The organism is Mycobacterium sp. 48b (genome assembly GCF_048282725.1).
GTDB lineage: Bacteria > Actinomycetota > Actinomycetes > Mycobacteriales > Mycobacteriaceae > Mycobacterium.
Window position 1 is genome coordinate 3,729,314 of sequence record NZ_JBLVUL010000001.1, and the last position, 22,930, is coordinate 3,752,243.

The 22,930-nt window shown below is 63.6% G+C and carries 25 protein-coding genes; 14 read left to right on the forward strand and 11 right to left on the reverse strand.

Annotation, left to right across the window (positions count from 1 at the left end):
* Positions 1 to 23: 23 nt before the first annotated feature.
* The gene (locus ACNQR1_RS18160; protein WP_019345518.1) at positions 24 to 683 is read right to left on the reverse strand and encodes a hypothetical protein; all 660 of its coding nucleotides are present in this window, start codon (positions 681 to 683) and stop codon (positions 24 to 26) included.
* A gap of 328 nt (positions 684 to 1,011) precedes the next feature.
* Positions 1,012 to 1,773, reverse strand: coding sequence for a helix-turn-helix domain-containing protein (locus ACNQR1_RS18165; RefSeq protein ID WP_131721845.1), 762 nt, complete (start codon positions 1,771 to 1,773; stop codon positions 1,012 to 1,014).
* A 161-nt stretch (positions 1,774 to 1,934) separates the two neighbouring features.
* On the opposite strand from ACNQR1_RS18165, the gene ACNQR1_RS18170 reads away from it, so the two are divergent.
* Entirely contained in the window at positions 1,935 to 2,777 is an 843-nt protein-coding gene (locus ACNQR1_RS18170) for a phage antirepressor N-terminal domain-containing protein (RefSeq protein WP_019345520.1), read from the forward strand.
* Positions 2,774 to 3,025 (forward strand): hypothetical protein, encoded by a 252-nt coding sequence (locus tag ACNQR1_RS18175; protein WP_019345521.1) that lies wholly within the window; start codon positions 2,774 to 2,776, stop codon positions 3,023 to 3,025. The genes ACNQR1_RS18170 and ACNQR1_RS18175 overlap by 4 nt, the downstream gene beginning before the upstream one ends.
* Before the next feature lie 72 nt (positions 3,026 to 3,097).
* Here the strand turns inward: ACNQR1_RS18175 and ACNQR1_RS18180 are convergent, their stop codons facing one another.
* The 4 genes from ACNQR1_RS18180 to ACNQR1_RS18195 form a co-directional block, all read right to left on the reverse strand.
* The gene (locus ACNQR1_RS18180; RefSeq protein WP_418047418.1) at positions 3,098 to 3,571 is read right to left on the reverse strand and encodes a hypothetical protein; all 474 of its coding nucleotides are present in this window, start codon (positions 3,569 to 3,571) and stop codon (positions 3,098 to 3,100) included.
* 284 nt (positions 3,572 to 3,855) lie between these two features.
* The gene (locus ACNQR1_RS18185) at positions 3,856 to 4,707 is read right to left on the reverse strand and encodes a nucleotidyl transferase AbiEii/AbiGii toxin family protein (RefSeq protein WP_052773193.1); all 852 of its coding nucleotides are present in this window, start codon (positions 4,705 to 4,707) and stop codon (positions 3,856 to 3,858) included.
* Entirely contained in the window at positions 4,704 to 5,261 is a 558-nt protein-coding gene (locus tag ACNQR1_RS18190) for a type IV toxin-antitoxin system AbiEi family antitoxin domain-containing protein (protein WP_019345524.1), read from the reverse strand. Before ACNQR1_RS18190 ends, ACNQR1_RS18185 begins: the two co-directional genes overlap by 4 nt.
* Positions 5,262 to 5,651: 390 nt before the next feature.
* A complete protein-coding gene (locus ACNQR1_RS18195; protein ID WP_019345525.1) occupies positions 5,652 to 6,110 on the reverse strand; it encodes a hypothetical protein in 459 nt (152 codons plus the stop codon).
* A gap of 223 nt (positions 6,111 to 6,333) precedes the next feature.
* Between ACNQR1_RS18195 and ACNQR1_RS18200 the strand changes: the two genes are divergently transcribed.
* A complete protein-coding gene (locus ACNQR1_RS18200; RefSeq protein WP_047036670.1) occupies positions 6,334 to 6,741 on the forward strand; it encodes a hypothetical protein in 408 nt (135 codons plus the stop codon).
* 500 nt (positions 6,742 to 7,241) lie between these two features.
* Entirely contained in the window at positions 7,242 to 9,701 is a 2,460-nt protein-coding gene (locus tag ACNQR1_RS18205) for a helix-turn-helix domain-containing protein (protein ID WP_418047419.1), read from the forward strand.
* 25 nt (positions 9,702 to 9,726) lie between these two features.
* On the opposite strand, the gene ACNQR1_RS18210 is transcribed toward ACNQR1_RS18205, so the two are convergent.
* The 5 genes from ACNQR1_RS18210 to ACNQR1_RS18230 all read right to left on the reverse strand — a co-directional run bounded on the left by ACNQR1_RS18210 (position 9,727) and on the right by ACNQR1_RS18230 (position 12,060).
* Complete coding sequence (locus ACNQR1_RS18210) at positions 9,727 to 10,716, reverse strand: hypothetical protein (RefSeq protein WP_131721843.1); 990 nt, start codon at positions 10,714 to 10,716, stop codon at positions 9,727 to 9,729.
* 98 nt (positions 10,717 to 10,814) lie between these two features.
* Positions 10,815 to 11,018, reverse strand: a complete 204-nt coding sequence (locus tag ACNQR1_RS18215; RefSeq protein ID WP_047036666.1) for a hypothetical protein — start codon at positions 11,016 to 11,018, stop codon at positions 10,815 to 10,817.
* A 16-nt stretch (positions 11,019 to 11,034) separates the two neighbouring features.
* Entirely contained in the window at positions 11,035 to 11,283 is a 249-nt protein-coding gene (locus ACNQR1_RS18220; protein ID WP_131721842.1) for a hypothetical protein, read from the reverse strand.
* Positions 11,284 to 11,629: 346 nt separating this feature from the next.
* A complete protein-coding gene (locus tag ACNQR1_RS18225; protein ID WP_047036664.1) occupies positions 11,630 to 11,830 on the reverse strand; it encodes a hypothetical protein in 201 nt (66 codons plus the stop codon).
* A complete protein-coding gene (locus ACNQR1_RS18230; protein WP_047036663.1) occupies positions 11,830 to 12,060 on the reverse strand; it encodes a hypothetical protein in 231 nt (76 codons plus the stop codon). Before ACNQR1_RS18230 ends, ACNQR1_RS18225 begins: the two co-directional genes overlap by 1 nt.
* A 237-nt stretch (positions 12,061 to 12,297) precedes the next feature.
* On the opposite strand from ACNQR1_RS18230, the gene ACNQR1_RS18235 reads away from it, so the two are divergent.
* The 10 genes from ACNQR1_RS18235 to ACNQR1_RS18280 all read left to right on the forward strand — a co-directional run bounded on the left by ACNQR1_RS18235 (position 12,298) and on the right by ACNQR1_RS18280 (position 22,930).
* Positions 12,298 to 12,609 (forward strand): hypothetical protein, encoded by a 312-nt coding sequence (locus ACNQR1_RS18235; protein WP_047036660.1) that lies wholly within the window; start codon positions 12,298 to 12,300, stop codon positions 12,607 to 12,609.
* Between the two features lie 100 nt (positions 12,610 to 12,709).
* Positions 12,710 to 14,782: an ATP-binding protein gene (locus ACNQR1_RS18240; protein WP_234802113.1), complete on the forward strand. Its 2,073-nt coding sequence runs from the start codon at positions 12,710 to 12,712 to the stop codon at positions 14,780 to 14,782.
* Between the two features lie 45 nt (positions 14,783 to 14,827).
* Positions 14,828 to 15,880, forward strand: a complete 1,053-nt coding sequence (locus tag ACNQR1_RS18245) for a hypothetical protein (protein ID WP_076111726.1) — start codon at positions 14,828 to 14,830, stop codon at positions 15,878 to 15,880.
* A 151-nt stretch (positions 15,881 to 16,031) separates the two neighbouring features.
* The gene (locus tag ACNQR1_RS18250; protein WP_052773190.1) at positions 16,032 to 16,934 is read left to right on the forward strand and encodes a sigma-70 family RNA polymerase sigma factor; all 903 of its coding nucleotides are present in this window, start codon (positions 16,032 to 16,034) and stop codon (positions 16,932 to 16,934) included.
* A complete protein-coding gene (locus ACNQR1_RS18255) occupies positions 16,931 to 20,107 on the forward strand; it encodes a helicase-related protein (protein ID WP_418047420.1) in 3,177 nt (1,058 codons plus the stop codon). The genes ACNQR1_RS18250 and ACNQR1_RS18255 overlap by 4 nt, the downstream gene beginning before the upstream one ends.
* A 388-nt stretch (positions 20,108 to 20,495) precedes the next feature.
* Positions 20,496 to 21,203: a hypothetical protein gene (locus tag ACNQR1_RS18260; RefSeq protein ID WP_047036653.1), complete on the forward strand. Its 708-nt coding sequence runs from the start codon at positions 20,496 to 20,498 to the stop codon at positions 21,201 to 21,203.
* Between the two features lie 82 nt (positions 21,204 to 21,285).
* Positions 21,286 to 21,660, forward strand: coding sequence for a hypothetical protein (locus ACNQR1_RS18265; RefSeq protein WP_047036652.1), 375 nt, complete (start codon positions 21,286 to 21,288; stop codon positions 21,658 to 21,660).
* Positions 21,657 to 22,112, forward strand: a complete 456-nt coding sequence (locus tag ACNQR1_RS18270; protein WP_047036651.1) for a hypothetical protein — start codon at positions 21,657 to 21,659, stop codon at positions 22,110 to 22,112. Before ACNQR1_RS18265 ends, ACNQR1_RS18270 begins: the two co-directional genes overlap by 4 nt.
* 264 nt (positions 22,113 to 22,376) lie before the next feature.
* Positions 22,377 to 22,652 (forward strand): hypothetical protein, encoded by a 276-nt coding sequence (locus ACNQR1_RS18275; protein WP_047036649.1) that lies wholly within the window; start codon positions 22,377 to 22,379, stop codon positions 22,650 to 22,652.
* Positions 22,649 to 22,930 (forward strand): hypothetical protein, encoded by a 282-nt coding sequence (locus ACNQR1_RS18280; RefSeq protein ID WP_131721840.1) that lies wholly within the window; start codon positions 22,649 to 22,651, stop codon positions 22,928 to 22,930. The genes ACNQR1_RS18275 and ACNQR1_RS18280 overlap by 4 nt, the downstream gene beginning before the upstream one ends.

Consider the following 22,930-nt stretch of genomic DNA (forward strand, 5'->3'; position numbering starts at 1 on the left):
CTCCGATGTGTCGGCGGCGCGGGTCAGCCGGTGACGATCTCGACACCGAGACGGTCGAGGGCCGGCTGCAGGTAGGTGGCCGCATCCAGCGCAGTCGCTCCGTGCTCGCCTTTGAAGATCCCGATCAGCACAGCCCGATTGTCCGCGCCGACGAGGAACACAGGGGAGCCCGAGTCTCCTCCTATAGCGTTGGTGCCGAATTTGATCGTGTCCCAGTCGGTTCGGACCAGCGGCCCGCACACCACCCCGCTGCGTGCACCGTCCAGACAGATCGGGGTTCCGGCTGGCAGTTTCCGCACCTCGGCTTCGGGCATCACCCCGCTGATCGGAAATTTTCCGGCGATCTTGGTGGCGTCGGGCGCAGGTGCGAGGACAGTCTCCAGTAGCGCTGAGTCTTGGCCTGTGGCTTCGTCATCGAATTCCCCGGTGAGCGTTCCCACTACTTTCGGGCCTTCGCCGTTGGGGCCGGACCAGATGCTGACCACCTCTCCAGGGCGTTCGTCGCAGTGGCCAGCGGTCACGAAAACGTAAGCGCCGTCGGCGATCCGTCGGGCCAGTGGTCCGAGAGTGCACTTGTTTGGTGAGGTGCCGATCTGACCTTGTCCGATGTTGATACCTGGGTAAGGCTGCGCACCATATTGGATGCCGGCCGCATCTGCTTGGGGGACAGCGGTTCCGCCCACGTCAATCCACCGCTGTGCGGGCGCCGCCGGACCCTTAGCGGTGTCCGCTGTGGGAACCGCGTGTGAAACAGGTGTAGGAGCGCTCTCGGCGGCATCGCTGGACGAGCATGCCGACACCGCTGCGCTGGCCGTAACCACCACAGCCGCCAATAGTGCCGTGCGCCTGTTCATCGCTCAATTGTCGCACCCGTGTGCTACTGGCCTGCGCACGCGTTGTCACGTCCTTTTAAGAATCCGGCTAAAGGGCGTAGCCCGCTCTCAGCCCACGGCCGGAAGCAGCTTCCATTCCTGATGAATGACCATGGAATCAGGAACTATGCGGTTGTGGTCAACCGCGAGGTGCCTCGCTGTCGTCTGCGTGCGGTGAAGCCCCTCCGGTGATCGCGCGGTCGTACAGGGGCCGTAGCAGCGATTTGAGCTCTGCAGCGGTCGCGGAATTTGCGGTCGTCATTACTTGGAACATCACGTCGGCCAGGAATGTCCGGAATTCGACAGCTCCCCGTCGGGCCTCGTGTAGGGACTGCTCGATTTCGGATGGCGTTGGAAACTCCGGATTGTTGTCGGTCGCCGCCTCAAGTTGTCGGGCCAGCTGGGTCATCGCCTGATGCGTGGCCTGGCTGTTGTCGACCATGTCGAGCAGGGTTTTGAATCTTTCGGCGAGTTCTTCGATGGAAACCCCATCGACCAACATCGGATGCTCCGAGATGTACCTGGCGGCCCGATTCCCGAGAGCCTGGACCGAAGCAGTCTCAGCCAATCCTTCGGGCTTGCGTTCTCGTTCGTCGAGCGCCGACATCATGCGATCAGCAGCGGCGCGCATGATGTCGGCCGCGTCACTTCGGCCAACAGCATCAAGTTCTTCAGGGGAGGCTTGAACAACCGTTGCCATCCGGGCCAAGGTATCGGCGGGTGCACGGACAGGGATACGCAGGTCTTTCGTCTCCTGCCGATAGCCCTTGATGATCTGTCGCCATCGCGAATCTGAGATGCCAGCCTCCTTGGCGGCCGCGCGTACCGAAAGGCTGGGCTTTGCTGCGGTACGCAGACGTTCTAAAAACTCCGCCTCTGGTGGCTGCATAGGTTCGCGCACAGGGTAAGTGTCGGCTACGGGACTGGCGAAGTCCAGCGAGCTGCGCGGTAGACGATCTCGGGGACACGAACGTTTGGGTCCGTGTTCAGGGCGCGATTATCTTGACGTACGCGCGAACGTACGCAATAGTTAACGTACGTTTTGAGGCTTGGGGGGATTTGATGAGCGCTGAACTCATTCCGATCGCGGTGCCCGGTACCAACCGCGAAATCGTCGCGACCCTGATCGACAGCACGCCGATGGTGTCGCTTCGTCACGGCTGCGAATCGATCAATGTCGACTACTCGGGCCAACTTCAGAAGCTTAAGGGGAAGTCTTGGGCAACCATGGAGCTCGTCTCCACGGTCGCGGAGGATGGCAAGAACCGCGAGATGGTCATGATCGACCGCCGCACCTTCACGATGTGGCTGGCAACCATCGACACCAACCGTGTCTCCGATGACGCCCGTCCGATCATCGAGGCATTTCAGGCCGAGGCCGCCGATGCTCTCGATGCGTACTTCAATGGGACATCTCCAGCACTGGATCCACCCGCACCCGCGGCTGGGGAGATCGCTGGGGCCAACCCGCGTGTCGGTGGGGATCGGCTGGCGTGCGTCGTCGAGGCAGTGCACGCCAAAGCGACGGTGCTGCGCGCGTTTCGGGACCTTGTCGACGCGGATCATTTGGAAGCCGAGGCGCGCCGAGCCCTTGCCGGCGCACTCGGCGAGATCGCGGACATCGACCCCGGCGATGCTCCGCTGCGCTTGCGCGACTACCTGCAGCAGCGGGGGATGACCTCGGCCGTGGCCGAAGCGTTGGAGCCGGAATTCGACGCATTCCTGGGCAATCGCGGCATCGAGTCCCTCCCTGCCCTTCGCAAGTCAGGGGCTCCGAGGGGGACAGGACTGCGATCGTTCACCTACACCGAAGCTGACCGGCCAGCGCTCGATGCCATTTGGGAGCAGCTATTCGGTCCACATGCCGCCGTCTATGTCACTCGTCCGTCGAAAGGTTCGCGATGAAAACCAGCACCATCCCCACCACGCTCGGCTCCGCTGGGGCGGCTGAAACGGTCAACCTCACCGACACCGAATACGCTGAGCTGCGGGACCGGATCGAGACGGTGTTCCTGCTAGCCAGCGTCGCCGTGCGCGGTGCCGGCGTGCTCGACAGTGACGAAACTGTGCTGGTCGAGGACCGGGTCCGTTACGGCGTCGTCGCCCGTATCTGGTCCAACTTACTCAGGGATATCGCGAACCTGGATCGTTGACCGCCGCCCGCAGGCGAGCGGGCATGAGCTGGTGTCTGGACGGCGAGAAAGACTGTGGCGCTTGCAAACTCATCACCCCGCAGCGGTGATCGCTTCGACGCTCAGAATCGTTGAGGCGCGCTGCGACACAATTTCCCAATTCTGATGCAGCCACCCCCGCATGACATGGGTTCTGCGGCCGGTACGCGCTATCTCCTCGAGCGCCTCCGCGGCAGCCGGATCTCCAGCCGCTATCTCGTTCGGCGGCTGGCCGGTCAGCATGGATTCGGTTTCGATTGCGTAGAACAACACGGCGCCTGCGGGCAACGGGTCATCGCCGCTTGATTCTCGCGCCAGCTCCATCGCGGCGCGCTTAAAAGCCGCAATGCGGCGGGCCTGATCTACCGGGTCGGCAAGGTGGGTCCGGCGGGTCTCAACGAGGGTGGCCAGCCTGTCGAGTTGTTCGGCTGTCGCGCGCTCGATCATCGGCTCGAACGTGTCCATCAGACGCTGTGTCAGTGCCATTTCGAAGACTTCAAGCGGTCGATTGACTTCACAATTGGCCATTGCAGTCCCTTCCGTCTGCGCCCCGTTGTCGCGCACTGTGCCACAGCGCGCAGCTGACGCGGGTGTCCGGCGCGGCAGCGCTTGTAGCGTGCCTGCGTGCGGCGAATCAGGGGCGCCGACACCATTTACGCGGCGGTATCCCGCTGAGGACTATCGGCTCGGAAGGCGGATGCGCCGTGGGCACTCAATGGGCCGGTCGAAGGCACGTGCAGTGCGTCGTAACGAAAGGCCGGTCGGCCGTTCGGCAGGGGGACGTGCCCGCCGACCGTCGGCCAGGCGGGCGGTTACCCGGGGCCGAGGGAGAAGGTGGAGTCGAGGAAGGCTGCGACCAGGGCGGCCTGGTCATCGAGGGTCTCCTCGCAGAGGGACTCGACGCCCTCCTTGCGCCGCCACGCGGCCCACTTCGCCTGTCCCACTGCGCCGTAGCCCTCCAGGAGCGGAGCAACCGGACCGAGCACAACCCTTCGGTATCCCGCGACGGCCCGGGCCGCGCGCAGAAGCTCCGCCTCGTCGAAGCCCGCCCGACCGAGCGCGACTATGTCGACATAGTCCCGCCAGCGGGTGCTGGTGATGCCGCGCTCGAGGATCGTCACGCCCTTCTCGGCCATGCTGGTCTCGGCGGCGTAGCCGAGCAGCGTGATCGGGTCGCCGAGAATCCGCTCGATGGTCACCGGCCGGGGCGCCGGAACGACCGGGTCACCGGTGGAAACGTCCCACAGCGCTACGCCTTTCCACCGACCGATCGTCGCAGGAACCCGCACGCGCAAGCCGGGGTATTCGGCTTGCTCGCGGATGTCCTGAACGGTGATTGCGTCGATGTCGAAGACGACTCCGTCGTCGACGGCCACAGCGGCGATATCGCGGACCACGTCGACGAGGTGCTGCGCGGTGACGTCGGCGCTGGCAGCGTTAGCGTCAGCGTCCTTCGTCGGTCGGCGAACACCGTAGGCGGCCAATAGGATCCCGCCTTTGAGGATGAAGTCACGGGCGTGCGGCGTGCGGGTGAGCCGGTCCAGGAACGACTCGAGAACATGACGGATCAAGTACTCCTGGGTCGGCGCGGCGGGGCCGCCCCTGTCCTTGGCCGAGCGGGCGGCGGACTGGATGCGGCGGAACACCTTGTCGCCGTCGCTCAACCCAACATCTCCAGCGCGCGCAGAGCGGGGGTCTTGGCCCTCGGAAGCCGGGTCGCGATGTCGATCAACCGCGCGGGCTTTCCACCGCGGCGCAGCCATTCGCGCAACGCATCGCGTGCCAGCTCGTGTCCGACCTCGCCGCGGAGGCGGAACGCGTCGGCGATCGAGCGTTCCGGGGAATAGATCCCGATCGTTTGGTCCGATCCGGCGATCGTGATCTGCTCGCGGCCAATGTCGAACGTGTCCCGATCGAACAGGTGCCACGTGATGGCACCTGTGCTGGCCGGTGGGCGCGCCCCTCGCCGGATCGCGACGTCCAGCGTGGAGGGGATCGCGTCGGTCAAGTCGTGATAGGCGAGAGCAGACGTCAGGCAGATCGTCGCGTCGGTACGTCGGGTCGCGGCTTCGAGTTGGTCCCAGTCGGCAGCCGGCGCGTTAACGGGCAGGTAGATCCCCCGTGCGATGCGGTCCATCCGTCCGTCGTTCGCGAGGCGGTAGAGCGCGCTGCGCGACAGTCCCCGCAGCTTGGCCGTGTTCGGGGTGAGGGCTTCCACAGGTCACCTCCTCAATCGCACAGTGAAACGAAACGTGTACAGATGATCATACCTGTGTACGTTTCGCTTCGAAAGGTGATTCGCACTGTCATTGGAACATAACGTATGCAGATGAAACTATCTGTATACGTTATGTTCCGGATTGCCGATCCGCAACCGCGACACCGATCACTCAGCCGGCCAAGTGCAGCCCCGGTCGGCAGATGGGGCAGTTCGAACGTGCGGGACGCCTGGTTCTCCTGTCGGCAACCGCATTCCAGCGATCGATGAACAGAGTGAACGGCGATCACCCGAGGGGTGCCTCTCTTAGCGACCGGTGTCGGTATCGTGAAGATATTGCTGAAGCCGTGATTAGTGGTGCGTCCTAAGTGATAGCTACGTCGGCCGGATTCAGTCGGATGGCGGCAAGAACTTCTCCCACAGCGAAGCCTCCAATGCCGCATGCTCAGAGCGGGACCGGCGGCGCAGCTCCTTCTCCGCCCGGGCGAAACGCCGGGACAAAACCCAATCCTCGCGACGTCCGGGCTCCACGTTTATTAACCAGCGCATCTGCTCATCAGTCAGACTTGCCAGTCTGCCAGCCGCGTCGCGACCGGAAACAACAACGCCGCCATACAGCAACGGAACATCGCGAGCTGTGAAATCCGACGCCGCGAGCAGCATCTCGACGCCAACATGATTCAGCACCTGGATGGTCCTATACGGCGAGAACCAGAAAACTAGGCTCCCGCCGGGACTTGTAATGGTCTCGAGTCGTTGCGCGCGGATGGTGTCTTCAATATCTGCGACGCCATGAATCCTGGCCTTGTACAGGCATTTGTTGGTGCTGGCGTGAAGCGTCCAGATCATGACCGCATCCTAATCGGCCGGCCGGGCCCGGTCTTCCGTGGCGTTGCTCGACACTCTTTAGTCGCGCGTCAGCCGTCTTCCAAAATGGCCGAGGCGATCAAGATCTCCAGCAGGAAGAAGGACGTGACAGCCAACGCGAGAATGATTGGCGCTTGCCGCGTTAGATTTGCTCGCAGCAGGCAACACTTGCACATCCGAACGGATCTGACGAAAGGAGCGGACCATGAAACAGCACGACCCCGGCGGTGCACTCTTCACAAGCGTTGGTCTGCTCGCGGTGGCCTTCTACTTTTCTGAAGGCGGCCCGACCTGGCTCGTGTTTGGGGGAGCGGCCGCAATCGTCGTCGGTCTCCGAAAGATCTGGTCGGACGTGCAGCGCGAAGAGCGTGAAGGCGTGGCGCCAGCGTCGCTGGTGGCCAAGCGGGTCCGGTTCGCCGGGACAGATTTCATGATCCTCGACGACAGCTCCCCGTCGCTGGTCAGCGCTCGCACGGGCGGGCGGGCGACGGTGACCGCCAGCTCCAGCGGCAAGATCGGAACCCTGTTCGTAGGCTTCGACGCCGACGGCAATCTGGTCGAGGCGGCCACCGAAGCCACACCATGGGACTCAGCGCAGCTGCTCGTGAACTGACCTGATCCGGGCGCCGGCGGGCCACGCCACCGGACTGGGCGGTTTCGCCACCCTCCGGGCCGGTGCGATTACTGATCCATCCACCATCCAGGATGCGCAGACCGGGCTCTGGACCGCCACTGCACCAAGGTTCCGCTAGTGCTCGTTCATGAGGCGCAAGTGCATGCCAGCACGACCAGTTCCAAATGCTCGAACGCCTACTCGGGTGTTCGTCTTCGCTGCGGTTCGCTGCTAGCTGGACCTCCCCGAGTTTCGCGGTAAATTACCCATTTGACCTGCGGTAACTGTCAGTAAATCGGTGACTTTTCGGTTCACCTGCAGCAATGCGTAGCTGTCGTGGGAATGGGGGGTGCCTCGGACAACCCGGCGTGACAGGGGCAACAGGGTCTATAGGTGAAAGCTCATTAGTTAGTTGTTCTAGATACATATCTTTACCTGCACTCTCTCTGAAACAGAGAATATCCGCTGCCGGAGGCACCCCCCATTCCCACGACAGTTGCGTGTTTGCCCAGCTGAGCAGTGAATTAACCAGAACCTTGACAGTTACCACAGGTCAAACGGGTAATTTACATCGAAGTACGGGGAGGTTCAGCGCGGCCGGGACAATTTACATCCGACAAATCCAGACGGAAACAGGAACCGGACACGAGAACCGGCCTGTCGAAAACCTGTTCGAGCGTGTTGTGATTTTGTCGGCTGCTCGGCGTGCCCCGCGTCGCAGGAAAGCGCCTCCGCGTGTGGCCATTACGTTGACGCCCATGGCCGCGGACTACACCCAGTGCGACTTCGACGAGCTGCCCGAGTGGCTACGTTCCGCGTGCGAAGGCCTGACCCCCGAAGAACGCCAGATGATGCTGCAGTCCATGACAGCGATGGCGGCCTACGACGAGCAGCAAGAGCAGCAGACGCGGCTCGAGGTGCCCGCCCCGCCGTCAGTCGACGACCGGACACTGGTCACTGAGCTGCTCTACCCGGGCCGGGATCTGGAAGCCGAACCGCTGCCAGACGATCGGGTCCGCGAGATCGACGCCTTGCTGGGCACTCCGAACCCGGACCGCGGTTTCTATCCCGCGTGCCACAACCAGCCGGTCCGCATGCTCACCCTCGCTGAGACAGCCGCTCAGCTGGGATTGGGGAGGGAGCGGGTGCGCCGCATGACCCTGGGAGGGGGACTGCCCGCGTTGCGGATGTTCGGAACGATCCGTATCCGATCGGACTACGTGTGGGCGATGGGCAACATCTTGGCGGCAGGTCTGCCTCCAGAGATGGGCTGCGGCTGGGCCACCAACCGCCCTCGCGGAGCACTCGACCGCGGTGTGCCTGCCGAGGAGGTGGCCCGCATCTTGCGGTTGCATCCGCAAACGATGTGGCGGTGGTGGCGCAGGTTTGCCAAGGCCAACCCGGATATGAAGCCGCGCAATTTGATGTGGCGCTGTGTGGGTCGGCGTGAACGGGCAATGGTCCCGGAAGACATCCTGATGGTGTGGGGGATTCCTTACAAGAAATCCTCGCTGCGCCGCATCTATTTCGAGGAGGCGTATCGCATCGACGCCGAAGTCCGCGCGGCGATCGCCGAGAACCGCCGCCGAACCGATGGTGTCGCTCCCGGCCTGCTTCGGCGCAAAAACAGGATGATCCGCGACCAGGTATCGGGCCTGCAGTGCTTCACTATGGCGGATGCTGCCTCGATGATGGGGATCAGTACCTCAGGGACCCGCAAGGCGCTGCAGCGCGGAGGGGCCATCACCTGGACCATTGCTGGGACGACGCGGGTCTGTCAAGACGACTTGTTCGCTGTGCTCCAGCTGCGCAGCGACAAGATCCGCAAGTCTCGGGGCCTTCCGCCCGGTGGCTTGATGAAGGACCCACTGCTGGTGCCGATCGCGATGGCTGCCGACAAGATCGGTGTAACCGTACGCACCCTGCGCCGCCGTGCCGCTGCTGGCAAGCTCGAAATAGTCACCTCCGGATCCAAGCTGTGGTTACGGCGCCACGAGGTGGATGCGCTCGTTGCCGCCCAGGCCGCCAAACCAGCACGCGCCGCCGAGGCTTGCGACCGCCGTCGCGCCGCTGCTGAACGGGGTGCGAATCTGACCGATGCGCACGTGGAGAACTTCCTGGCGTGGCTGAAGTGGAGCCAACCCGACATCGACCCCGCATTGGCACTGCACACGCGTTCCAGCGCGGCTACGTTCGCCGGCACCCGACCGAATGTCATCGAGGCGCTTGTCGCCGAAGGGCTGCTGCCGGCCCAGCGCCGCGGCCGCGATCTTCGGATCCGCACCGTCGATCTGGTTGCGGCAGGGGTGTTCAGTGCCAAGGTGGCGCGGATGTGCCCGAAGCTGAGGATCGGTGATCCGCGTCAACGGCGCAGCGTCACCGCGGAATACCTCACTTTTGACCAGGCCGCCCAGATTGTCGAGCGACCCGCATCTGAGGTTCGCTATCTGGCCAGGATCGGAACCTTGCACGCGGTGCGCTTCGGGTCGGGGAACCATCGATTGCATGAAAGCGAGGTTTACGGCCCCGGTTTGGTGCGCTACCGGCAGACGGTCCGGCCGTATCGAACGATCAAGCACAGGCGGTTCGGTGGCTACAACCAGACTGTCAATGACACGGCCAACCACCTCGGTGTCAGTGAACGAACCGTGCTGCGCATGATCGAACGCGGAGCGCTGCTGGCGATCGAGGCGGCCAAGCAGCGTTGGTGCCGCATCGAGGGCGGGGCATGGGTACAGCGCGACTTCCCCGTCAACCATGGCGGGTTCCTGGTGTCGGACAAGAGCGTTCGTACCGCGATCAGGCTGCGACAGTGCCGCGGTGACCTGCCTCGGACACCGATCCCGGTCACTGTCGAGCATCTGCGTGACGGACGCGCCCCAGAGCTGGAACCGTGGCAGGAGTATCAGCTTGTCGACCGGCAGGGGAACCGTGTCGACGAGTACGGCCGCGCGAGTTGATCGGGGTGAAACTGTAGCCGGAGTGCTACCGACGCTTGAACTTCTTGCCGTAGATGCCTGAGACACGTGGCGGCGGTGGGCCGGTCGGGTCGGGTGCGTCGGGATGGCCGGCGGTGTGCAGGGAGACGTAGATCAGTTTGCGCAGGCTGTTTTGTGGGCCGTGTGGTTGGTGCTTGTAGTGGCCACGTACGAACCATCGACGGTAGGCGCGATCGTCGTTGTCTGGGTTGCCGTTGACGCCGCTGACTCCAGGTGGGCGCAGAATGTCGAGCATCGTGACGTCGTTGCGTGTGGTGCGGGTTGATTTCTTGGCCGGGCCAGTGTTGACCCGTTTCTGGGTGACAACGCGCTGCTGGCCGATCAGTGCGAGCAGCGAGAGCACTGTGGCCGTCAGTGTGGGTGGTCCGGATTGATTCAGTTCGGGGTCGTCGAGCGGGCTTACCAGGTCGAGGACGCCGGAACCGCGGTCGACCACTGTGGCTAGCTCGTGCTGGTCGAAGCGGAGTACTTTTCCTGGTGATGTTTTGGGGCGCATGTCGCTGAGCTGTCCGTGCTTGCGTGGATCGCGCATCTGGGAGAGCAGGTAGCTGGTGATGTGGGTCTGGTCATAGATCCAAGCGATACCGTCCCAGGTGACCGGAACCGTTGATTGGCCCGCGTCTTTCATGTCAATGCTTCGCCAACTGAATGTGGCCAGCGGTTTCGGCCACAGCATCAGCCCGACTGGTGCCAGATCTGACGTGGTGATCAGCTCTTGGAAAGTGGTCTCCGGCATATCGCGGCTGGCGAGGTCTGCTGCAACGGATGCCGCTGTGCGGCTCATCCAGTACAGCTCGGCGTCAGCGATGTTGTCGGCGAACATTTTCATGTACGGCCTGGTGGGGTGGTTCTTCATCTCGTCTGGGACGGTGTCGATCTCGTCGATCGAGGCCTGGTAGCAGCGTTCGGAATCTGCGAGTGCCTCGGCGATCCACGGCATGCTGAATGCATCCCACCGGTGCGAACGTCCAGCCATCTTCCCCTCCGACCTGCATGCAGCGTGTGAGTCGCAATATAACGGCGCAGGACGACAGTGCCGTGGGCCCGGCCCCGGGAAAGCTGGGCGCGGAAGTCTCAGATCTTGGATTCGGCGTCCGTCGCGGCGACGCCGCCGCGCTCCAACACCGTATAGGTGAAACCGGGTTTGACGAGGTGGTAGCCCTTGTCAGTGAACAGATCCCGGTACGAATCACCGCCGAGGATGGACCGGATGTGGCAGTTCACGCCGCTGAGAACAACCACGTCACCCTCTGTCAGATCCCGTCCGAATACGCGCATCGTTCGTCCTTTCCGTTCAGAAGCAGGCGTCGCAGGTGCAGTGGTGGTGGCCGCCGGAGCGGCATGCTGGAGAGGTGCGGTGATTGGGCATGAGCTCGTTGACAGCGGTGCGCCCCTGGCACATCCGGCACGCGGAGTCCCAGAACACCCCGTCGATGTGGCGGTAGAAGATCACACTTCGGCCCTCCAGAGTCCCGGAGGCCAGATGCTGTGGGAGAACTTGTGCCCAGTCGGGGAGTGTGGCCGTTAGCGCGGGTGCGGACATAGATGGCATTCCTTGTCTGTTCTGGTTGACGGCGTTGGAGCGGTGATCGACCGCGGCAACTGTGGAGGCGGTTCGGGTTCTGCGGGTCTCGCGACAGGGTCGGTGATTGCTCTTCGTAAATCTCTAAAATAGAGAATATCACCGAAGGGGCTTCTCTGCATCCCGTCGTTCCCGCCGCGCTGGCCGCCACCGGGGTCCTATTCAGAGCGGCGTTCAGGCGTCGTTACGCGCCCACACGCACGGCGTGTGCTCTGGTCAACGCGAAAGTCGCCGCTCCAAAGCCTCACGGGCACACCTGAACTGACGGCAGGTGCGTCCTGAACATCCACTGCATCCTGCGGTCCGTTCAGTTGGGGAGTTCGCGGTAGTCGAACTCGTATCCCTCGCCGTGGAGGTAGTTCTGCAGACTCCCGCTGCCCTCGTCGGCGTAATAGCCGCCGGGATCGTAGGTGGCGCGAATGTGGTCGAGCACCTCGTCGTAGGTGGCGTGACGCGTGACTGCAGGCTCGCCCGCACTTGGGTCGGCGGTGGTCAGCTCCCAGGCCATCAGACGTCCCAGCTAAATTCGCGGCCGACCAGTCCCGGATCGTCGGAACAGGTGGCGATCTCGGCGAAGTAACCGGACTCGTCGGCACCGGCATCGCTGCCAGTGCGTGGGCGCAGATGTTCATCGGCCCACTCGTCGAGGCCGCCAGTCGGAGCTGGCACGTCGAAGGTCTCTGTGCGCGGATACTCCTGGCCGTCATAGACGTCGGTGAATTTCACGGTGATCTGCACTGGGCGGTTCCTTTCGTGGGGGCCAGGTGCGTCGCCACAGTGTCAGGCGACCCCATCGGCGGGGGCACGCGGCGCGACGAGCCCAGGCTGGTAGCTGTCACGTCCTTCCTGCGACCGAGCCGTAGCCCGTGACCGGCGGCAGGCTGCGCCCCGGTGTGTCGGTGCATGTGGCTAGGTCGAGCGGCCGGGAAATGGTTTCCTGCCAACGATGTCCCGCCTGGAACGCAAGGAGAACCCATGTCTGAGAGCGCATCGCGAGTCGCAGCCGAAGCGGCGCTGTTTCTGGCCGGCCGCAGCGCCGATGATCTCGGCTGGCCCGACCGCGCCTGCGTGGCACGGCAGTTCGCCGCCGCGCTCATGGGTGGTCTCGGTCCCGCGCAGTGGGGAGCCGATCCGGCCATGTGGTGCATCGAGGTGCTGGAGCCGGCCATCGAACGTCGCATTCCCGGTCCCAGTGACGATCTGCGCGCATTGGGGTGGCCGCACGCGCCCACAGTTGCAGCGCGCCTGGTTCAGTGGCTCGTCGAGGACGGAATCTTGACTGACTAGTGGCTGACTAACACCGCATTTATTGCACAACGCGAACTTGTCGGCGGCTGTGTGTAATCTCTAAAATAGAGATCAGCCGACACCCCTTCAGGAGCTTGAAATGCGTCTTCCCGCCCCCACCTCGACACTGGTCACCACTGGCGATGTCACCGCTTCGGCACCGACGATGGCCAGCCGCGTGGACCCCGAGGGGGCGCGACGCATGATGGATATCCTCATCAACCTCTACGCCGACCGTCGCCTGGCGGTGGTGCGCGAGTACGTCTCCAACGCCGTTGACGCCACTCGCGTGGCGGGCAGTACCGCCCCGGTGCAGGTGACCAGCCCAACCGAACTGGAACCCAACCTCATTGTCACCGACGCCGGTATAGGTATGTCCGCAGCCGAGGTTGAAGCCACGTTCCTGGCGTTCGCCGCTTCGACCAAGCGCGACAGCAACGACCAGATCGGCGGTCTTGGTGTCGGCGCGAAATCGGCTCTCACAGTGGCCGAATCGTTCCTGGTGGACACCATCAAGGGCGGCCGCCGCACACTGGTGCGCGCCGCTCGTGATCTCACCCATCAGGTGCTACTCGCTGATGCTCCCAGTGACCTGCCCAACGGCACCACGATCACCGTCGCCGTGGAAGTCACAGGCCAGATCGACAAGTGGAACACGGTCATCCGTGAGGTCGCCTCGGCCCACCCCGAAGGCACCGTCCTGGTGGACGGTAAGCCGGTGGCGAGCCTGTCGGGTGGGCTGCGCTGGATCGGACCCGTCGGCTGCCTGCGCGCGGGGGATCGCACCGTCGCGGTGCTGTCCGGCGGCACACTGTTCGACGCCGTTCCAGAGGTGGTCGACCAGGTTCTTGGGGCCACGCGGCTACAGGCGGCTGTGATCGAACTGCCCATCGGTTCGTTCGATCACACTCCCAGTCGCGAATCAGTGGTCGCCACTGAGCGCACGCTGACCGCCGTGGACGCCGCGCTCGAGACATTCGCGCAGGTCTACGGAGACCTTGAAGAAGACGTGGCGACCCTGGCACTGACCGACGTGCACGCCGCTGCGACTCTGCGCGCCAGCATCCTGGGCGATGTGGCCCGCGCCGATCTGCTGCCGGTCCCGTTTCACGCCGTGGTGCCCGCCGGTTCGGGTGTGCGGTTCGGGTCGGAAAAGGGGCGGCGCACCAACCGGCGGCGTTGGAAGATCGCCGAGGCCGACGAGGTGGTGTTTACCGCGTTGGCAGCTGAACGTGTCCTCAAAGACGTTGTGGTGGTTACCGGTGTTCCCGCGCGACGTGGCCTGCGCAGCTTCGCCACGCTGATGGCTGAAACGCATTCTGAGGCTCGGTGGGTGGTCCCAATCGTCGAAGGCTCCGACCGCATCGATCTTCCGATACTGGGAGAAGGCGACACCGCTACCGGGCAGGTCTGGCCGATCAGTGCCGACACCCCCGGTGTCACCGTGTACAGCTTCACCGAGTGGCTGGCGGCCACGACAACTAAGCGCGCACCGCGCAGCGGGCTGTCCGGATACGAGACCCGCATGGTCGCCACGGATGGCGGGCCGCAGACCCGGCAGGTGCTGACCGGCGCGGAGATCGCCGCGCTCGGGTTGCCGGTCTGGTACATCGAGGGCGACCCTCACTACAGCCACGATTCCCGACTGGATTCCATTGTGGCAGTGGCGGTCTACCTGGGTAGGCGCAAACCGGGTCCGTTGCTGGCTGCGGTCCCCGAGGCGCAGCCCTATCACCAGTGGGCGCGGGCGCGGTTCGACGCCGAGTCCGCCGGTTGGACCGACATCGAACGTATCGCCGCTGCGGTGGACGCGCAGCCCTACTGGACCAGCGACAAGGTGCGCTTGGGGCTCGCCGCTGAGGTGGTGGACCGGATCGACCCGAACCATCCGCTGCGCGAGATGGTGGTGCGCCTAGCCGAGATCGAAACTGCCCGCCGGGCTCTGTCCGTCGACCATGCCAATGTGATGGCCCGTGCGGCTGTCCTGGGGGTCGGCAGCGGCGCCCTGGCCGAGGTGCGGCAGCTGACTACAGCACTGAACAAGGCGTACCCGCTGCTGGACCACATGCGAGGCAGCGTCTCTGAATTCGACCGCCGGAACTTTGTGGACTACATCGTGCACACCCCGCCGCGATTGCCCACCGCCGACAACGCCTCCGCTAACGCTGCCTGACCGGTATCTCCCCATCGAGCTTCGAAAGACAAGGAAACACACACCATGCGCGCATTCATCGACGCCAACTCCATCATCGTCACCGAAGGCGATGACACCGTGATGGTCGGCTCCGCCGACCCCGCCTACCAGAACGTGCGGACCTACCTGGTTGATGACCACGGCCAGGACTTCGCCACCGTCAAGAGCCTGGTGGAGGTGGTGCGGGTGACCGTAAAAGCAGCCGTCGCCGAGGCGGTGTCGGTAGTGGACGGCAACGACGACGACGCCGACGACGCCTACCGGGTCACTCACGGTGACCCGGTGGCCGAGACAGTGCTGTCTACCGCGCTGCGGCTTGCCCGCGAGACCGCCGACATGGCACCACTGGGGGCGTTCCTGCGCCGTCTGGAGCGGAACCCGTCGGCCGCATCGCGCTCACAGCTGTTCGGCTGGCTCAAGGCCGGAGGCTTCGTGCTGACCACCGACGGGCTGATCGTCGGCTACAAGTCGGTACGCAACGATGGCTTCTCGGCGCACGCCGGTCGTGAGGCGGTGACGGTGGTCCACCAGGACGGCACCAGCGAGACCATTACCGGGAACATTCCGTACCCGGTCGGTGCGACGGTGTGGATGGACCGTGATCTGGTCAACCCAGACAGGCACTCGGCGTGCTCGGTGGGCCTGCATGTCGGAACCTACAACTATGCCAGCGATTTCAGCGAGCAGATGCTGGTGGTGTTGGTGGACCCGGCCGATGTGGTGTCGGTGCCCGCCGATCACAACGCGCAGAAGATGCGGGTGTGCCGCCTGACGGTCGCCGCTCGTCACGACGGTGAGCAGATCTCGGACGCGGTGATTGAGCATATCCGTACGGTGCCTGATTTCGAGGCGTCCGACGAATACGCCCGCCGAGAGGGGAATAAGCCACGTCCGACGTTCGGCGTCGTGGTGTCGTTCGGTGATTCGGACGACGAACTCGATAGCGATCACGAAGACCACGAAGGTGATGAACAACAGGGCGATCAGCGCTGCGATGAGTACGCGGGTGGCGACGAGGATGAGATCGTTGTGCCGCTGGGGGAGACGCCGTGCATGCCGGATCAGTGGTCGCTATGAGGACTACCGAGATCCACGCTGAGCCGCTTCGGGCGGGAGACTTCTTCGAGCATGGGGCTCGGCTCCGCGTAGAGGATCCCTCCATTGGAGGAGTCCGAGAGGGGTACGTCACTTACGGCCCACACGCGATTGTGTCGCGTCTCAGGGAGATGTGAGCACGGCCATGCATTTAGTGAAGCAGACGGATCTTCCCAAGGATCTGCCCGAGTTGTTGACCGCGGAGCAAGAAGTGGAGCTTGCCAAGCGGATAGAGGCCGGCTTGTACGCACAGTTCCTACTCGCCAAGGGAGCCTCGCCGTACACCCCGGCACAGTTGAGATTGGTCGCTGCGGACGGTCGAGCAGCATTCGAGCATTTCGTGACCGCGAATGTTCGGCTCTCCGCGTGGTGGGCGCGTAAGCGGGCGGTAAGGGGCGCCAGTGCGTTGCTGACAGTGGAAGACCTCACCGCCGAAGGGATGGTCGGCGTCATTCGGGCTGTTCAAAAATTCGACTACACACAGGGATTCAAGTTCTCCACGTACGCGCTTCATTGGGTGCGTCTCCATCAACAGCGAGCGATCGCCAAGGCAACGCCCGCCGCGCTGTCTTCCAGCGACCAGGAGCGTTGCAGGGAACTGCTCATGGTCACCTCCCAGCTGGGTACTGACCTGGGTAGGACGCCTAGCGATGCTGATCTCGCAGCCGTGATGGGTGTCAGCCCAATGGGCATCGCTCAGATGCGCGCCATGATGTCCCGCGCAGTTTCTCTGGACGCACCGCTAAGCGAGGGAGGTCGCGATGGCGCCTCCAGCCTGCTCGACCTCCTGGCAGGTCGAGACTGTGGCGACCGGGATGATGCTCATGACTGTGCTGCCCAGCAGCTTTCGCAGTTGATGGAGCGGCTCTCTTATCGCGAGCGGCGAGTCATTTCCGAAGTGTTCGGGCTGGATACGGGAGAGCCGCAGTCGGTGACCGAAGTCGCAGACAAGTATCGGCTCCCCGTCGTCAAGGTCCGCGGGCTCATTGAAGGGGCGATGGCCAAACTTCGGGGCGAGCAGCAGGTGGCGGCATGACTGCGCTACTGCAGGGGTATTCACCGATCAGTGATGCTGTGCCGCAACCGCGTCCGCATCAGCGTGCCGCGCTCGACGAGCTAGCCGACGCAGGGGAACGAGCGCAGCTGCGGATGGCATGCGGTACCGGCAAGACTCTCATCGGACCGTGGCACGCGCTCGAAGTCGGGGCCCGCACAGTCGCGGTGTTCACGCCCAGCATTGCGTTGGTGGCACAGACCATCGCCGAGTGGCGCCGCGTCGTACCTGGCGTGCGCGTATTGGCCGTATGTTCAGATCCGACAACGGATGCCGGGCGCGCGGAAATCGGCGTTGACGGAATCGACCCGTTCGAAGGGCAACACGACCAAGACGGCAACGTGACCACCCGAGCTGAGGTGGTTGCCGGGTTCCTTGAACGTGCTGAGAAATCCGGTGCGTCCATGTCTCTCGTGGTGTCCACTTACCATTCCTCGCAAGTGGTCGCTGACGGGATCGGCTTGACGCGCAGCGGACGACCCCTGGATCTGGTGGTCGCTGACGAGGCTCACCACCTTGCCGGCCGCACCAACGCTGCATTTCTCCCGGTGCTCGATCCGCGCAGTGTGCTGGCGCGGCGCCGAGTATTCGCAACGGCAACGCCCATCGTCCTGAAAAGCCGTGGCGGCGCTGAGGCCATCGACGATTTGTCCGGAGCGAGTGCGGTCGCAAGATCCATGGATGACACTGCGTTGTTCGGGGAGATCGCATACACCCTGAATGTTGGGGAAGCCGTCAGCGCTGGATTGTTGGCCGACTACCGCGTCTTGGTGACCACCACAACCGAACCAGCAGGGGAAGCGACCGGAGAGCGAGCTGCGTTGGCCGCGCTGCTCGATGTAGTGCGCCGGTACGGTGTGCGGCGCATCCTGACTTTTCACAATCGAGTCGATTCTGCACGGGCATTCGCTGAACGTGTCAGCGCACTCATCGATGTGGACGGCGCACCTATCCGTGCGCTCGCCGTTGACGGTTCAATGCACGACTCAGAGCGCGTGAAGATCCTGGCCAGACTCGCCGATACACGGACGGATGGGATCACCGTGGTTGCCTCGTCGCAGTGCCTGCGTGAGGGCATCGACGTGCCGGCAGTCGACGCCGTCGTGTTCGCCGATCCACGCACCAGCCAGGTGGGAATCATCCAGGCCATTGGTCGAGCCTTGCGTAAGCATCCCGGAAAATCCCACGGCACCATCGTCATTCCGCTGATTCTCGACCCCGACGCTGATGATCAGGACCAGCTGTCCACGTCCTCCTACGCCCACGTGTGGCGGGTTCTGCAAGGGCTGCGTGCCCATGACTCGCGGATCGGTCACGACATCGACAAGGCACGCCGCACAGGTACCCACGGCTACATCGATCGCGATGTTGTGGACTGGTTGGAAGTTACCGGGAGCCAGCCCGGGACGATAATCACGCGGCTGCTGCAGCGCACATCGTCGGTATGGGAGCGCAACTTTCAGCAGCTATGCCACGAGACAGATCGGCTAGGGTCAGCCGCGCGGATTACCACGCAATGCACAGCGTTGGGCCAGTGGATCACGCTGCAGCGCATTCTATTCCGTGATGGGATGCTCGACGAAGACCGTCGCAAGAGGCTTGAATCGGTCAACGGCTGGCGATGGGGTGCGAAAGAGGCCTCCGACGAGCGAACCTTGGACCGTCTCCGCGCTGTTTGCACTGATCGGGGAAGCCTCGATGACACGGCACCGGGCGATTCGATCTTCACGGGATACGTCGACGGACTGAACCGCCCACTGCGGCTGTGGGTGGCAACACAGCTGTGCAGATACTGGGACAACGAGCTGGACAGCGGGATCGCCGAGGCACTCCGGCAGATGCCGGGCTGGGACTGGTATCCGTTGTCAGAGGTCGATCAAGCCGGCGTGGCGGCATTTCGCTCCTTCGCCGCGTGGGAAGGTCACGCCGATGTCCCACCGGGGCACATCGAGGATGACATCGACCTCGACGCTTGGCTCGGAACAGTTCGGCGCCGCAAGATCTACGGGACACTGCCACCGATCCTGGAATCGGTCCTACTGGCATCGACACCGACCGGCCGCAAAGGAGAACGGCGCTTCCTGTGGAAGCCATCGGAAACGCGATGGCAGATAGCGGAAATGGCGTGCCATCAGTACATCGCCAAGCACGGCACACTGGCGCGGATGCCGATTGGGACCGTCGAGGACGTCGAAGGCAAGCGTTTCGAGCTGTACCAATGGTGTGCGGCCACCCGGTCTCGGCGCAAGCGCGGAGACTTACGGCCGCAGGATGGCGCTATCGAACGATTCACTGGATGGACCTGGGGTTCACCCGGGCAAGGCGGCACCGACATGATCACCGGTCCAAAGCCGGGCGTCACCGACCACAGCACCCGTGGATTTCAACAGGGTTGCCGCTGCGTTGTCTGCGTCACCGAGAACCGCAGTTACATGCGACGCGTCGCATCGGAGCGGCGAGCGACGTACCGCGCTGATTGGGTGTCCGCGCAGGACGTCCGTGAACACCTCCAAGGCTTGCTTGCGCTGGAGGCAAGCAAGGACCGATCTGATGCCACATTCACGATCGGTGCGATCGCCGCGGCTGCATGTGTCTCGCGAGGTCTAGTGTCGCTGCTCGTTGGGCGAGCAGCGGAGCCCAGGTGCAGCAAATTGCATCGGCGCATACTGCTTGACCTCACCGCGGACGACGTCCGCGCGGTGCGGACAGTGCAGCGGTCCCGGGGACGTCAAGGCATCCGTGACTACAACGCGCAGGTCGACGACCCGGAGCCCACCTGGATGCTGCTCAACCAGGCCGCAGCGGCGGGTTGGACACGCCAGCAGCTGACCGCAGCGCTCGGTTACAGCAGTACGGCCAACACGCCGATCAGCGGCAAGCCCGTAACCATCGCCCAGGCCAAACTCGTCCATGTCTGGTTCGAGTCGCTGGACGGCGACCTGACCCCGCCCCCGTTGCCACCAGCGAAGAAGCCGGGAACGAAGAAATCGCCCACACGGCGAAACAAGCGAGTTGACCGCGCTAAGTCGGTGACACCCGATGCGGAGGCTTGGGCCAAATCACTTGTAGATCAAGGGTATTCGGTCAAGCATGCCGCTGAGAGAAGCGGACTGCCAATTGAATTAGTGTCCACGTTGGAAAAGGTGCGGCGATGAGTGATTTTGGTAGAACGCGCCGAACAGACGGCCGGCTGTCGTGTCCCTCGGTGCGGCATCTGCGACCCGCCGTGGTTCCTCGCAGTGGTCGTTTTGTACGCGGGATCCCCTCACGTGGTGCAACTTCTCCCGCCCGCACGCGCTCACCAGCCAGCCGCTTTTTCGCACGCTTGTTGCGCGCTGCTGGCGTCGATGTGATCTGCCCACGACTGGAATCCGTTGTAGTTCATGGCACCGTCCACGCGCAGCCCCTCGGCGCGGGGATGAGGTGCGTCCGGTGATCACGGCATAGACAGCGGTGTGCTAATCTCTAAAATAGAGAGTGGGCTGACGGCGGGAGCTCAACGCCATCGACCCGTGATGTCAACTGTTGAAAAGGGGTACGAGCATGAGCAACGTTCTGTTCACTGCCGACTTGTACCGGATTATCAAGCAGGCGATGGCATTCGCCGAGCACGACAAAGTGCTCGCATACACCGGATGGGCCAAGAGCTACCACCAGATCCATCTGACCTCATTCGGTGAAAACCTGCTCTCGGTGGCCACCGACGGGAAGGCCATGGGCGTCTCGAAGGCGAAGTGGATTACTGAGATCAGCGGGGAATGTGACATCCCGTCGCCATCGCAGTTCGACAACCAGCCGGGTCCGGTGTTCGGGCTCAATGTTTCGCTCGACGACGCCAAAGAACTGATACGGCTGAGCCGTACGCTCAAAAGTGACCGCTGGACGCGGACTGTATCGGTGAATCCGGCCGGCAACTATGCCGAGTTCGTGTTCAGTTCCGGGGAGACGCTGACCGTCAAGGACACTGACGTCTATTTCCCGCGTTGGCAAGCCCTCTTCCCCGAGTCAACCGAAGGTGTGCCGCGCGCGGTGACTGGCCTCAACCCCAAGCAGATCGCCAAGTTCGCGGTCGTCGTCGAGGACTCCCCGATGGTCCTGGTGACGCGCGACGGCGTCCATGGCAAGTCGCAGAAGAGCATCCTGGTCACGATCGGAGACGCCTTCATCGGTGTCATCATGCCGGTCAATCTTCGCGACGTCACCAGCGAACACCCACAGTGGCATCGCCCCAACTGGATTGGGGAACTCTGATGTACGGAGACCATGTAGGGCAGGCGTTTTCCGGCCTCGCGTTCGAGATCCCGCGACGGCATGAGAGTCGGATGTGCTCCCTATGACGAGCTTCAAACGCGGTGACGGAATCGTGTTCGTGCGCAATGAGCGGGTGGCCATGATCGGTCAACCGTCCTACGACCGAACCACCATCAGTGTGGGTCTCGTGACCTCGGTGACCCGCGAAGGCGCGATCAAGGCCTATCGTCACTCGACCTACGACCAGCCGGAAATCAAGCTCCACAAGCATTCGCTGGAGCACGGTATGCAGAAATACGTGCTGCCAAAAAGTGACTGGGACATCGGCGCAGTCATGGACTACTGCCGCGATCGTCCGTGGGCGCATTCCCCGGAACACACCGGAGCTCCGTTCGACAGCCTTGACCAGCTCCGCGCCGAGCTCAAGCAGTTCCGAATCCAGGAGAAAGCACCATGACCGAGATCGATTGCCGTAAGCCGGCCACACACCGAGAAGGCGTGTCGGCGCTGAACCTTCGACGAGTCACCGGTATCCGCCGCAGAGTGGACTGGAACCACATCAAGACACGAGACGTGTCACCGGAATATCCCATCAACGTCGCACCCGGCAACGAGCTAATGATCGTGGTGTGGAGCGGTATTCCGAGGCTCATCGTCGAGTCCGGTCACGTCACGATCGAATTCCGGTCATCTTGGGGCAACTCACTCAAGGTGCGCCCCGCCGCCAGTGCTCACGTCCTCACCGACGGCCACACCAAGGTGACAATCGACAACGAGGGGAGTCTGCATGTCGACGCGCCCGAGGACAACCGTGTTCGTGTCTATGGGCCAGGGCAGGTCACTGGCGGCGAGTTTCCCAAAAGCATCTTCGGCACAGTTATCGACGCAGTTCGGGGGCGGGATGGCTGAGTTCGGCACGTCCCGCGTTGCGGGCTGCCGCACGCCGCTTTCTGACGAGCATCGGCTCAGCGCCCTATCGACTCGCTGCGATTCAGTAGCCGGTACCTCCTGCTCGGACTCCAGCCGGGTGGTGCGATGCGACCGACGAGGGATCCCGCACCACCCGGCTGTCACCAAAGTGCCGCCGGCACTGACATCATCGCGCCGCAAACACAGCCCACGCGTCAGCGGAGGTAGACAGCTCACGCAGCGACCACAAGGAAACGGGGGACCGTGATCAACACCTACCATCGGGGAAACGTCGCCTTGACCGTCGATGAGCCGATCGGCGCAGGTCAGGTCACGTTCACCATCACCCGCACAGCTGAGCTCACCGACGACGACGTGCGGCGCGTCAACGCCGAACTCGCCGATTACCCCGCAGCGCAGGGCGCGCGGCTGGTGCAGTCGCGTAGCGCCGGGGAGTGGGAAATTCGAAGCGGCGTCACGGTTCTCGCGACCGGCATCGCCATCCCGACCGCGCCGCTGCAGTGGACGGCACGGCGATGAGCGGCTGGGTTCGCGGTGATACCTGGGGCGGCCGGGCCTGCTACCGACGCGAAGTCGGCGGCGATCGGATCATGGCCTACGTCGCTTTCGATCTGCCGGACCCAGATCTTGACGGCGGCCGCACGCAGCCCTACACGTACAACTGGTCAGTAGAGGACGGATCCTGCGGGCGCGTCATCGAACAGGGGAGCTCGGACGGCGACGACGGCCTCGAAACCGCACAACTGGCCGCGGACGAAGCGGCGGCTCGTCTGTTCCCCGAGCTGGCGGGAGACTGA